Origin of the sequence: Bradyrhizobium sp. NC92, assembly GCF_025200865.1 — a bacterium.
Taxonomy (GTDB): Bacteria; Pseudomonadota; Alphaproteobacteria; order Rhizobiales; family Xanthobacteraceae; genus Bradyrhizobium.
The window spans coordinates 8141858-8154040 of sequence record NZ_CP104171.1 but is presented as its reverse complement, the minus strand read 5'-3'; the positions used below and the strand labels follow the sequence as shown (position 1 = coordinate 8154040).

Annotated in this window: 11 protein-coding genes; 2 read left to right on the top strand and 9 right to left on the bottom strand. The window is 65.7% G+C overall.

Annotation, left to right across the window (positions count from 1 at the left end; all coding sequences use genetic code 11):
• Positions 1–46: 46 nt before the first annotated feature.
• From N2602_RS37910 to N2602_RS37890, 5 genes are all read right to left on the bottom strand, one after another.
• On the bottom strand, positions 47–640 hold the full coding sequence (locus tag N2602_RS37910; RefSeq protein ID WP_260381265.1) for a L,D-transpeptidase: 594 nt from the start codon (positions 638–640) through the stop codon (positions 47–49).
• Between the two features lie 360 nt (positions 641–1000).
• Entirely contained in the window at positions 1001–1972 is a 972-nt protein-coding gene (locus N2602_RS37905; protein ID WP_260381264.1) for a hypothetical protein, read from the bottom strand.
• Positions 1973–2077: 105 nt separating this feature from the next.
• Positions 2078–2641, bottom strand: coding sequence for a thioredoxin family protein (locus N2602_RS37900; protein ID WP_172786187.1), 564 nt, complete (start codon positions 2639–2641; stop codon positions 2078–2080).
• Between the two features lie 32 nt (positions 2642–2673).
• Positions 2674–3372: a cytochrome c biogenesis CcdA family protein gene (locus tag N2602_RS37895; RefSeq protein WP_260381263.1), complete on the bottom strand. Its 699-nt coding sequence runs from the start codon at positions 3370–3372 to the stop codon at positions 2674–2676.
• A gap of 499 nt (positions 3373–3871) precedes the next feature.
• Positions 3872–4483, bottom strand: a complete 612-nt coding sequence (locus N2602_RS37890) for a sigma-70 family RNA polymerase sigma factor (protein WP_172786185.1) — start codon at positions 4481–4483, stop codon at positions 3872–3874.
• 618 nt (positions 4484–5101) lie between these two features.
• On the opposite strand from N2602_RS37890, the gene N2602_RS37885 reads away from it, so the two are divergent.
• Entirely contained in the window at positions 5102–5956 is an 855-nt protein-coding gene (locus tag N2602_RS37885; RefSeq protein ID WP_260379402.1) for an IS110 family transposase, read from the top strand.
• On the top strand, positions 5953–6354 hold the full coding sequence (locus N2602_RS39145) for a transposase (protein ID WP_409241879.1): 402 nt from the start codon (positions 5953–5955) through the stop codon (positions 6352–6354). Before N2602_RS37885 ends, N2602_RS39145 begins: the two co-directional genes overlap by 4 nt.
• A 219-nt stretch (positions 6355–6573) precedes the next feature.
• On the opposite strand, the gene N2602_RS37880 is transcribed toward N2602_RS39145, so the two are convergent.
• Genes N2602_RS37880 through N2602_RS37865 form a run of 4 tightly spaced genes read right to left on the bottom strand, consistent with a single transcriptional unit; the run spans position 6574 to position 12126 of the window.
• Entirely contained in the window at positions 6574–7305 is a 732-nt protein-coding gene (locus tag N2602_RS37880) for a response regulator (protein WP_036020286.1), read from the bottom strand.
• A 10-nt stretch (positions 7306–7315) separates the two neighbouring features.
• On the bottom strand, positions 7316–9061 hold the full coding sequence (locus tag N2602_RS37875) for a DUF3369 domain-containing protein (protein WP_172786184.1): 1746 nt from the start codon (positions 9059–9061) through the stop codon (positions 7316–7318).
• Complete coding sequence (locus N2602_RS37870; RefSeq protein WP_260381262.1) at positions 9031–11109, bottom strand: ATP-binding protein; 2079 nt, start codon at positions 11107–11109, stop codon at positions 9031–9033. The genes N2602_RS37875 and N2602_RS37870 overlap by 31 nt, the downstream gene beginning before the upstream one ends.
• 6 nt (positions 11110–11115) lie before the next feature.
• A complete protein-coding gene (locus N2602_RS37865; protein WP_212255976.1) occupies positions 11116–12126 on the bottom strand; it encodes a TRAP transporter substrate-binding protein in 1011 nt (336 codons plus the stop codon).
• Between the last annotated feature and the right edge of the window lie 57 nt (positions 12127–12183).

Sequence of the window (12183 nt, the reverse complement as noted above, 5' to 3'; positions counted from 1 at the left end):
GGGATGGAGCATGATCCCGAGGGATCATGCTCGAATCTAAGAGCCTTCAGAGCTCGGGCTTCTGCCGGATCACGACCTTGGTGCCGACAGGCACGCGATCGTAGAGATCGGCGACGTCGTTGTTGACGAGACGGAAGCAGCCTGAGGACACCTTGGTGCCGATCGTATCAGGGCGGTTGGTGCCGTGGATACGATAGACCGTGGTGCCCAGATACATGGCGCGGGCGCCCAGCGGATTGCCGGGGCCGCCGGCCATGAAACGCGGCAGATAGGGCTGGCGCTGGATCATCTCCGGCGGCGGCGTCCAGTCCGGCCATTCCTTCTTGTTGGTGATGGTCACCAGTCCTTGCCACTGAAAACCGTCGCGGCCGACGCCGATCCCGTAGCGGATGGCGCGCCCGCCCGGCTGCACCAGGTAGAGGTGGCGCTCGGCGGTCGCGACGATGATGGTGCCGGGCGCTTCCGTGGTTCGGAAGTACACCACCTGCTTCTGCCATTCCGGCTCGAGCTGGTAGGCATCGTCCGCGATCAGGCCCGGCTCGTCGCCGCGGTCCGGCTGCTGGGCGAAGGCGTGCGGCGTGGACAGGACCAGTCCCATCGCAGTCACGAAAATCCCGGTCAGGCGACGAAAATCCATCATTTAAGCTCTCCCCGCTGCCACAGCGCAAATCATTCGGAACCATCAAACCTGAGGGGCAAGTTCATGGCAAGTTGATGGCGCGCCGTCCTGGCATGTCACGAGAATGCTTTGGTTTTTTGACGGGCCCAGCGCAATGCCACGAACAGGGGATGGCGCGAAAAGCATAGGTGTTGCCGCTCGGGAGGTGAGCTCCCTCCCCCGCTTGCGGGGGAGGGTTGGGGAGAGGGTGCTTCCACAACGGGACATTCCCAGGGGAGAGAACCCTCACCCGCGCCTTCGGCGCGACCTCTCCCGCAAGCGGGAGAGGCACAGACCGAACCCGCGGTGAGATCAGCGCCGACAGTGGGCACGAGGCGCAAGCTAAATCCGGTTGCTCTCCGCCGCGATCCCGAGCCGCCGCACGATCTCCGTCGCCACGGCGCGGGCCTCGACCCGCGAGCCGATGCGGGGGCTGCGAAAGCGTCGGCCCGAATGCAGCCGGATCACCACGATGCAATGCTCGTCCTCGGAGCGGCCGCGGCGCTCGACCGTGATCGACTTGACGTCGGGCCCGGCGATATGGTCGGCCCGCAAGCTGCCGTCGCCCCACAGGCGCTCGACGCGAATATCGTTCGCTCCGATGACCCAGAATGCGCCGGTGGCGAGGTTCGCATAGCGATAGACCGCGAATGCCGCGATCGCGCCCAGCGGCAGCAGCAGGATATCGACATGGCTGGGGGACAGGCCGCGCCACAGCTTATAGGCATAGGGGACCGCGGACAGAGCCACCGCGATCAGTGCGACGATCCGGATGTCCCGCGCCGAAAACGCCTCGAGCGGCTCGCCGAGATGCATCTCGGGATTGCTGGCATCGAGCGGGTTGCTCGGCGTCTCGACATTGGGAACGTCGAAATGCGCCGCGATCCACGCCACGGTGTCACGAACATGGGTGACATCGGGAATCGGCGGCGAGGTCAGGCGCTCGCCCGAGGCAAGCGTGAAGACGAGTTGGAAACGGGCCTTCACCCTCTTGCTGCCGGGGACCTGTAGCGCCGTGATCTCGTCCTTCCCGACGAGGCGCGTCTGGAGCTTTCCGAACGGCCGCTGCCGGCCGATCAGGATCTCGTCCGGCGTGATGATCCACACCACTGCCGGCGCCATCATGATGCCGACGACGAATCCGGCTCCCACCAGCAGCGCGACCGCCGATATCAGGATTTCCAGGACGTCCTGCGTGAACAGTCCCGGCGTAAAGCAGAGCGCGACGGCCGCCGCCGAGCCGGACACGACCAGCCGCTGTGCGATCGAGGACCCTTCACGAAGGCGGATGTCGGTGCTGGCGGTCGCGTCCATTGCGGGCGGCTGATTGCGTCGGGTTGCGAAACTCCACGGACGGCTCCGTGGAGTCAAGCAACAAGGGCGACAATTGCAGCCCGCCGCGCGATGGTCCCCGCGGCGTCAGCTGCTCGCGTTCAGCAGCCTGGCCACCGTGCGATCGATCTCGTCATAGCGGCCTTCGCCGGCGTGCTGGAACACGATTTTGCCGCTCTGGTCGACGATGTATTGCGCCGGCCAATATTGGTTGCGATAGGCGTTCCAGGTCTTGGACTCATTGTCCTGCGCCACCGGATAGGTGATGCCGTGGCGCTTCAGCGCGGCCTGCACGTTGGCGGCCGAGCGCTCGAACGGGAATTCCGGCGTGTGCACGCCGACCACGACGAGACCCCGATCCTTGTACTTGGCGTAGAGCTCGGTGACGTGCGGCAGCGTGTTGACGCAGTTGACGCAGCCATAGGTCCAGAAGTCGACCAGCACGACCTTGCCGCGGAGGTCGGCGATGCTCAGCGGCTTCGAGTTGAACCAGTTGGTGATGCCGGCGAAGTCGGGCGCGGCCTGCTGGTTCGCGGCGGCGGTGACGAGAGGCGCGGCGCGCGCGGCCTCGTCGCAGATGCCGGGGATGACGGCGCCGGTGACGGTGATGCCGATCAGTGCAGCAGAGGTTGCGAGCAGCTTGAGAGTCATGGAAATCGTCCTTTCGGTGATGATGAGGGTGATCACAGGCCGATCTGGCCGGTGGGGTAGAAGCCGGTGAGCCACGCCACGATCAGCGTGTCGTATTGGAAATAGGCGGCGACCGCGAAGCCGATCACGACCAGGCCAAACCCCTGCTGCAGCCGCGGCGAGATCCGGGCCAGGCTGCGCACGCGCGTGGTCGCCGCCTGTCCGCCGTAGGCGATCGCGAGCATCGGGATCGCGGCACCAATGGCATAGGCGACCAGCAGCGTGCCGGCCCAGCCGAGATTCTTCGATGTCGCCACCAGCGTCAGGATCGAGCCGAGCACGGGCCCTGCGCAGGGCGTCCACACGAGACCCAGCGTGGTGCCGAGGATGAGCCCGCCGAGCGCGCCCTCGCGCTGCGCGCTGCTCGAATTGCCGAGAGCGAGCCAGCCATTGAGCCGGATCGACAGCCACTCGAACGGCGCCGGCCACAGCATCAACAGGCCGAAGCCGAGCAGCAGGATTGAGGCAGCCTCGCGCAGCACGTTCGGATCGAAATCGAACAGGTGCGTGAGCGCGCCGAGCGCCAGCGCGACGGCCGAGAACGAGACGACGAAGCCGAGCGAGATCATCGCGGGGCGCAGTTGCGAGGAGTGCCCGATCGAAGCGCCAAGCAGGATCGGCAGCATCGGCAACGTGCAGGGCGCGGCGATGGTGAGGATTCCGGCGAGGAGAGCAAAGAGGAGTTCGAGCATGGCGCACTCGTGGTGGTGGTCACGAGGGATGTTCGGGATGGATGCGACGGTCGTTACGCAGCGTCACGCCTTCGTGACGGAGCCTATCGCTTTGCAGAGCCCGGTGCCGGCTCCGCCATCGGTGCGCTCCCCCCCCGCTTGCGGGGGAGGGCTGGGGAGAGGGTGTCTCCACAACGGGACACTCCCCCAGAGGAAAGAACCCTCACCCGCCGCGCCGGCGATGCTGCGCATCGCCCGGGCGCGTCGGCCTCTCCCGCAAGCGGGAGAGGCGGGGCCTGCAGCTGCCGCCGCGGGCCCCAAATACAAAACGACCCGGACGGGGCATCGTCCGGGTCGCTGGAGGTCTTGGGAGGTTTAACGAAACTGTATGGGAGCTTTATAGAGGGGAAGTTTTTCCGCCTGATGTTGTCGTTTGTTTCAATTGTTTCATCAGTGGTAACGCTTCCGTGTCCGGGGACAGGGTCAATATCGCGGACCTATCCCCTTGAAATCATTGCGCTTACGCGGCGAAACGGTCGACGCCGGCGCCCTTAAGCAAATCGGCGAGTTGCTTGCGGGCATAGAACATCCGCGTCTTCACCGTGCTCTGCGGGATGCCGATGATCTGGCCGACCTCCTCCACCGACTTCTCGTGGTAGTAGACGAGGTTGATGATCTCGCGGTGCGCCGGCGACAGCTTCTGCACGCAGGCGCGCAGGATGGCGCTGGTGTCGCTGCGGTCGAGTGAGGTCTCCGGCGTGTCGCAATCATCAGGAATCTGGCGCACGTCTTCCTGATCGATGTCCTCGAAGCGGCGCTGGCGCATTGCGGTCAGCGCCTTGAAGCGGGCGATCGAGAGCAGCCAGGTGGACACCTGCGAGCGGCCCTGGAACTGGCCGGCGGTCCGCCACACGTCCAGAAACACCTGGCTGACCAGATCTTCCGCCGTGGTGGCGTCGCGCACGATGCGCAGGATGAAGCGGTACACCCGCACATTGTGCCGGCAATAAAGGATGTGCATGGCCGTCCGGTTGCCGCCGGCAATGCTTTCGAGGAGCATGTCGTCCGAGGTCGCCTGAGCGGCAATGATGCTCTGGCTGGCTTGGGCGTTGATGGCAATGACGTTCGGCATGGACTTGGCTCCCCGTAGCGCCGCAACCGAGCGGCGTTTCCTTGGGTCAAAGTGTTAATCAGCCAACGTTTCGGGACGTCTGCACGAAAAGCGGAAAATGGTTTCGTGCGCCGTCAAATTGTTTCGCCGCCATGGCCGCGACGAAACATTCGGGGCAAAAAACCGTGTGATTTCAATGTACGGAAAATACGGGGGCGGGGATTCGGGGGCGGACGGGGGCGCCGAGGAACGAATCCCGGCGATTTGCGTTTGATTGACCCGCTCCCACCGCCGTCGTCCCGGGGCGCGCGCAGTCAAGATGCCGGTCTCGTAGGGTGGGCAAAGGCGCAAAGCGCCGTGCCCACGATCTCTCGCAATTATCGAAGGAATGGTGGGCACGCTTCGCTAATCCACCCTGTACCCTTGTGGGGTTCGTGGCGGCCTTCGGATGTAGACTGGCCGTCCGGGCCGATCCGCCGGGAGCAGCCTTGTCCACCTGTGCCTCGAGCACCGACGTAGGAACCGCGCCCCGGCGGAGCGACCGCGATCGAGATCCGGTAGGAGGTCGCGCCAAGAGCGCCGGTACAGGGACTGATCAGGATCGTGGTGGCCCGCCTTGCGAGCAAGGAGGTCTCAACAATGATCGAAGATGTACGCTGGTTCGTCGGGATCGACTGGGCAACGCGGAGCCATAGCGTTTGCCTGCTGGATGCCGCGGGAAGACAGGTTGCGCAGCACGAGTTCGACCATGGCGGCGCCGGGCTGACGGAGTTGCGTGACTGGCTGCTGGAGAAGACCAAGGCCGCACCGGGACAGATCGCCGTGGCGATCGAGATGCCGCACGGCCCGGTGGTGGAGATGCTGCTCGAGCACGGGTTTGCGGTGTTTGCCATCAATCCCAAGCAACTGGATCGCTTCCGCGATCGCTTCACGGTGGCCGGTGCCAAGGACGACCGCCGCGATGCTCATGTGCTCGGCGCCTCGCTGCGCACTGACCGTGCTGCTTTCCGTCGGCTTGTGGCAGACGATGCGGCGATGATTGAGCTGCGGGAGTGGTCGCGCCTGGCGGACGAACTGCAGCAGGAACGCACGCGGCTTGCCAACCGCTTGCGTCAGCAGTTGTGGCGATATTATCCCCAGGCCACCAAGTTGACCGACGATGTCGCCGACGAATGGTTCCTGGCGCTTTGGCAGAAGGTGCCGACCCCCGCCAGTGCGGTCAAGGCCAGCGAGAAGGCCATCGCAGGTGTTCTCAGGGACTATCGTATCCGCCGTCTCAATGCGGCGACGGTGCTCGGGACTTTGCGCGAGGCACCGCTGTTCGTAGCCCCGGCACGACGGAGGCAGCCTGCGCTCACATCCGCAGCCTGGCGGCACGTCTGCACCTGGTCAATCGGCAGATCAAAGAGGCTCATCAGAACCTGGACCGGCTATGTGCCGAGTTCGAAGGAGAGGAGAAGCCGTCGGGGCAGAGCTCGGAGCAGTGCGACGTGACGATCCTACGCTCCTGGCCAGGAATCGGCAGGATCAATCTCGCCACACTGCTCGCCGAGGCCGCAGAGCCCCTGCGCAGACGAGATTACCATGCTCTGCGCGCCTTGGCAGGGGCTGCGCCGGTGACGCGGCAAAGCGGCAAACAACGCTTCGTGATCCGCCGCCTCGCCTGCAACAGGCGGCTACAGAGCGCCGTCCATCACTGGTCGCGTGTCGCCATCCAACACGACGCTGCCAGCAGGCGACGGTATGATGCCTTGCGCAGAAAAGGACACGGTCACGCGCGGGCTCTGCGCAGCGTGGGAGATCGCTTGCTTTTTGCCCTGTGCACGACGCTCAAGCGACGGACCCCATACGATGCGGACCATAACGGCACAAAGAACTCCGCGAACGGGTGAGCCCCATTCCTTTGTTCGGCCGGGCGACCATTCCTTCGTCCCGACCTGCCGAGCGCCAGAGCGCCGCCCGCAGATGCTGTCCAGGATGCCGAAGGCACCGGCAAAGCCGGCGCGCAGCGTCCTGGACTGCATCGAGCACGGCGCTACCATATTGCCCTATAAGGACGTTCCCCTTGACCAAGGGTAGGAGGTCCTACGGCATCTGGCGTGCCGCTCGCCCTACGCCTTCTCGCCCTGCGGCGAGAACAGATAGCCGCCGCCGCGGATGGTGCGGATCACGGCGGGCTTGGCCGGGTCGGGCTCGATCTTGCGGCGGATGCGCATGATGCGCAGATCGACCGCGCGGTCGAAGGCTTCGGCATCGCGGGCGTTGGCAAGCTCGAGCAGGCGCTCGCGCGACAGCACGCGCTTCGGATTGGCCGCGAACACCTTCAAGAGCCCGAACTCGGACGCCGTCAGCGGATGCTCGTTGCCCTCGTCGTCGCGCAAGGCCTGCGCTTCGAGATCGAGCCATTTGGTGCCGAAGCGCACCAGCTGCTCCTTGTCCGACTTCGCCGCCGGCGCGTCCGCCGCCTTGGCCGGCCCGCTCCGGCGCAGCACCGAGCGGATGCGCGCCATCAATTCGCGCAGCTCGCAGGGCTTTGCGACGTAATCGTCGGCGCCGAGCTCGAGGCCGACGACGCGGTCGATCGGGCTCGCCGTCGCGGTCAGCATGATCACGGGCACGTTGATGCGGCTCTTGAGGTCGCGGATGATCGAGAGCCCGTCTTCCTCGGGCATGTTGAGGTCGAGCACGACGAGATCGGGCATGCTGCCCTGGATCGCGGCGCGCAAGGATTTGCCGCCGTCGCACAGCGTCACGGTGAAGCCGTGCATCTTGAGGTAATCGCCGACCATCTCCCGGGCCGGGGCCTCGTCGTCGACGATCATGATGTGCTGGCTTTGAGTCATGGTCTTTGCATCATGGTATTTCGGTCGCGGGGAGGGTGATGGTGAAGGTCGAGCCCTTGCCGGGGCCTTCGCTCTCGGCGGTCACCTCGCCGCCGTGCATGTCGATGATACGCTTGACGATGGACAGACCAAGTCCCGTCGAGCTCTCGCCGGCGGTCGGTTTGGCCGACAGCCGCTGGAACCGGCCGAACAGGCGGCCGAGATCCTCCGGCGACAGGCCGGCGCCCTCGTCGCTGACACGGACCATGGTGTCGCTGCCTTCGTGCACGACGGCCACCTCGATCTTGCCGCCGATCGGCGAGTATTTGATGGCGTTGCTGATGAGATTGTCGATAGCCTCGCGGATGCGGTCGGTGTCGCACATGGTGACGATGTTGGCCGGCGCCGTGACGCTGATCGCCTGCTGCTTGTTGACGGCGAGCGGCTGGTTCGCCTCGGCGACCTCCTTGACCAGGGCGGCGACGTCGACCGGCTCGCGGCGGATGGTGATGTCGAAGGCATCCGCCATCGCATCCGAGATCAAATGATCGACCATCGTGGTCAGGCGCTTGGTGGCGTCGCGGATGTGGTCGACCTGGGCGACCACGCCGCTTTCCGAGGCGCCGGTCGAGATCAGCTCCTTCAGCATCTCGGTGCGGCCGAGAATGACGCCGAGCGGGTTCTTCAGGTCGTGCGCGACGGTGCCCAGAATCTCGTTCTTGAAGCCGTTGGCGCGTTGCAGCCGCAGCCATTGCGCCGAGAGGCGGCGGTTGGCCTGCATCAGCGCGCGGGTGCGCTGGGCGACGCGGTCCTCCAGCTGGGTGTTGGCGTCCTGCAGCTGCTGATAGAGGATGACGTTGTCGAAGGCGATCGAGAGCCGGCTCGAGAAGATCTCGACCAGCGAGCGGTCGGTCTCCGACAGCTCGCGCTCGGCCTGCAGCAGCACCACGACCTCGCGCCCCGATCCGGTGCGCAAATAGATCACGCTGCGATGGTCGGCGAACTCGTTCTTGCGGCGCTGGAACGCGGCCTCCACCATCTCGCGCAGCTCGGGGTCGAGCGCCTTCGACGACGTGGTGCCGATGAAGCGGCTGTAGCAGCCGCTGCCGGCGAGCACGGAGAGCTCGGGATCGTTGCCGCCATTGTCGCGCAGCACGAGGATGCCGGCGCAATCGACGTTGAGCAGCGAAGCGAGCTGGGTCAGGACGCCCTCGGCGAGCCGCTGCATCGACTTGAAGTCGTACAGCGTGGATGCGGCGTCGATGATGATCTCCAGCCCGCGCCGCGTCTGCACCATGCGCTCGAGCTGCTGATAGGAGCGCAGCGCCGCGGTCAGCGAGGTGAACAGCTTGTCGGCGGTGAGCTCGGTCTTGGCCTTGTAGTCGTTGATGTCGTACTGAACGATCACGCGCCGCTCCGGCGCCTGGCCGGGCTGGCCGGTGCGCAGGATGATGCGCACGGTCTCGTTCCGGATCTCGTTGCGGATGAACTCGACCAGCTCGAGGCCGGCGACGTCGGTCTCCATGATGACGTCGAGCAGCACGGCGGCGACGTCGCGGTGCTCGGCCATCAGCTTGCGGCCTTCCGCCGCGGAATAGGCCGACAGGATCTCCAGGCTCTGGCCGTTCAGACTGTAGTCCGACAGCGCAAAACGCGTGCCGTCATGGACGGCCGGATCGTCATCGATGACGGCGATCTTCCATTTCCGGGCGTTGCTATCCTCCGACGCGGTACCGGTATCGTCGATCAGGTGGAGGACATCGTCCTGTTCGGCCATTGAGAAGATCCGTCACTTTCTGTGCTTTGCGCGCCGCCCTTGGCGACGCGGGGCATGATAATGCGAAAAGTAGTGCCTTGTCCCAGCTTGGATTCCAGCATCATGCGGCCGCCGAGCTGCTGGGTGACGAGGTTATAGACGATATGAAGGCCAAGTCCCGTGCCGCCTTCATTGCGCCGGGTGGTAAAGAAAGGGTCAAAGGCCTGGCGCTGCACGTCGGGGGTCATGCCGGCCCCGTCGTCGGAGAAGCTGATCTCGATGTCCTCGGTCCCGCGCGGCCGCGCCGAGATCGCGATCCGGCCGGCGCGGCCGTCCGCGAAGGCGTGGTTGGCGGCGTTGAGGAAGAGGTTGGTCAGGATCTGGCCGTAGGAGCCGGGATAGCCGTCGAGCAGCAGCCCCTCGGGCACGTCGACCTCCAGCGTGATCGGCGAGCGCTTCAGCACGGGCTTGAGGCTGGCGATGATCTGGTCGGTGGCTTCGCTCAGGGAGAACTGCCGCCGCTCGGCATGGGAACGGTCGACCGCGACCTGCTTGAACGACTGGATCAGCTCGCCGGCGCGCTGGAGATTGGCGACGAGCTGCTGCGAGGCGTCGCGCGAGGATTGCACGAACTCCTCCAGCTGCGAGCGGCGCAGGCCGCCCTCGCCCTTGAGCTGGGCTTCGAAGATCTCGGTGCGCCGGGCAAAGCTCGAAGCCACCGTCAGGCTGATGCCGATCGGGTTGTTGACCTCGTGCGCGACGCCGGCAACCAGGCCGCCGAGCGCGGCCAGCCGCTCGGCGTCGATCAGGTTCTGCTGCGCGGCGTTGAGCTCGAGCAGGGCGCTCTCGGCCTTCTCCTTCGAGGCGCGCAGCTCGTCCTCGGTCCGGCGCTTGGCGATCGCGTTCTCGCGGAACACCTCCACCGCGCGCGCCATGGCGCCGACCTCGTCGCGCGCCTTGGTGCCCTGCACCTCGCGGTCGAGGTCGCCGAGCGTGATCGCGCGCATCGCCGTCATGATCTGCTGCAGCGGCAGGCGGATCGACAGCGCGATCAAGACGCCCGCGGTGAGGATGATGCCGAGGAAGATCACCGCGATCGACAGCACGCGCCGTGAGATGTCCGCCAGCGTGCGGTCGAACGTCTCCTGCGCCTTCTGCTCGCGCTGGCGCATCTTGGTCGAGAGGTCGTCGATGGCGCCGATCGCCTCGGCCTGGCTGGCGTCGATGGTGTTGCGCAACAGCTCGGTGCGGCTCGCAAGCTGCTCGGAGAGCTTTGCAAAGCCCTCGCGCAGCGCGGCGGTGCGGGCGCCGAGCCGCTGCAGCGCCATCCTCTGCAGGTCGTTGTCGGCGAGATCGATCATGACCGGGATGGTCCGTTCGATCGTCTCGGTGTTGCGGCGTGCGTCGTCGGCGGCGCCCGAGGACTGCGACAGATAATAGGAATTGGCCGCGACCAGCATCGCGGTGAAGGCCTCGCGGGATTTGCCGAGCGAGGGCCAGATCAGCGCGTCGCGATGGCCGGTGGCGCCCTCGATGATGGAGTAGAGCCCGGCCATGTCCCTGGCCGGGCCCTGCACCTGCTCTTCATAAGTCTTGGCGATCGTGGCTTGCACGCTGCGCAGCTCGCCGAAGCCGTTGAGGAAGCGGTCGGTGGTGCGCTCCAGCTCCTCGACCGAGCCCGACAGCATCGGGTCCTTGGCGGCGCGACCCGTCAGCGTGCCCAGCACCGCCTCGCGCAGCAACAGGATCTCGGCGAACAGGTCCGGGCTCGGCTGGTTGATGTAGCGGTGGATCAGGTTCTGCAGCCGTCCGGTCTCGCTTTCGAGCAGCGCCAGGATCCGGTCGGATTCGCGCACCTGGCGCACGTCGTCCCAGGCCGAACCGAGCACCTGCGCGCCGTTCCAGATCATCGCCACCAGCACCACGACCACGGCGGAGTTCAGCGCGGCGATCGACAGGATGCGCCAGCGGATCGGCACCGCCCGCAGCAGGCCGACGATGCGCGCGCGCAGCTGCCCGATCGGGCCGGGCGGCTTGTCCGCGTGTTCGCTATGTCCAAGCGCAGCCAACAGGCCTCACTCCACCTTGCGAATGCGTTCGATCAGCGCGGCCGCCGCGGGGTCGCGTTCGGCCTTGGCATAGATTGCGGCCATCGCCTCCTCGAACGGCTTGCGGTCGATGTCCTTGACGATGGTCACGCCGGCTTCCTGCGCCTTGCGCTGCGACTGGTCCTCGAGGTCGCGCCACTTCTCGCGCATGAACCGGCTGGAGCGCTGCGCGGCCTCCTTGAAGATTGTCTGCTCCTCTGCCGACAGGCTCTTCCAGGCCTTCAGCGAGATCACCAGCACTTCCGGGCTCATCGTGTGCTCGGTGAGCGAGTAATAGCCGGCATGCTTGTAATGGTCCGTGGTCACGAAGGATGGCCAATTGTTCTCGGCGCCGTCGATCAGATGGTTGGCAAGCCCGGTGAGCACCTGCCCGTAGGGAAGCTCGACCGGCTCGGCGCCGAGCGCGCGCATCATCTGGCTCATCAACTCCGACTGCTGCACCCGGATCCGCAATCCCTTGAGATCCGCGATGGTCTTTACCGGGCGGACCCCGTTGTAGATCGACCGCGCGCCCGAATCGTAGAAGGCGAGCCCGACGAAGCCGTAGGGCTCGAAGCTGCCGAGGATCTCGCTGCCGACAGGTCCGTCCAGCACCTTCTGCATGTGCTCGATGGACCGGAACAGGAACGGCATCGCCAGCACGTTCATGGCCGGGACGAAATTGCCGATCAGCGCCACGTTGGTCCGGTTGAGGTCGATCGCACCGGCCCGGGTCTGCTCAATGGTCTCCTTTTCCTCCCCGAGCTGGCGGGAGTGGAACACCTTGATCTCGTGCCGGCCGCCGGTGCGCTCGGCGATCAGGGCGCCCATGTAGCGCAGCGCCTGGACGGTCGGGTAATTCTCGGTCTGGGTATCGGCGGCGCGAAATTCGCGCGCAACAGCGCCCGTCGCGCACATACTCGACGAGACTGCGGCAAGCAGAAGCGCAACGAAGACCACCCCGGTCCGCGAGAGTTCGGCACGGCTCAACACTGGCACACTCAACCCCTCAGTGGTGGAGTCTATGGCGGAAGGAAAAGGTTCAATGCAATCTAA

Coding starts and splice junctions, on each gene's coding strand:
- N2602_RS37890 (WP_172786185.1), bottom strand. CDS start 4,483: ATGCCGAACGTCATTGCCATCAACGCCCAAGCCAGCCAGAGCATCATT.
- N2602_RS37880 (WP_036020286.1), bottom strand. CDS start 7,305: ATGACTCAAAGCCAGCACATCATGATCGTCGACGACGAGGCCCCGGCC.
- N2602_RS37885 (WP_260379402.1), top strand. CDS start 5,102: ATGATCGAAGATGTACGCTGGTTCGTCGGGATCGACTGGGCAACGCGG.
- N2602_RS37910 (WP_260381265.1), bottom strand. CDS start 640: ATGATGGATTTTCGTCGCCTGACCGGGATTTTCGTGACTGCGATGGGA.
- N2602_RS37900 (WP_172786187.1), bottom strand. CDS start 2,641: ATGACTCTCAAGCTGCTCGCAACCTCTGCTGCACTGATCGGCATCACC.
- N2602_RS37895 (WP_260381263.1), bottom strand. CDS start 3,372: ATGCTCGAACTCCTCTTTGCTCTCCTCGCCGGAATCCTCACCATCGCC.
- N2602_RS37875 (WP_172786184.1), bottom strand. CDS start 9,061: ATGGCCGAACAGGACGATGTCCTCCACCTGATCGACGATACCGGTACC.
- N2602_RS37905 (WP_260381264.1), bottom strand. CDS start 1,972: ATGGACGCGACCGCCAGCACCGACATCCGCCTTCGTGAAGGGTCCTCG.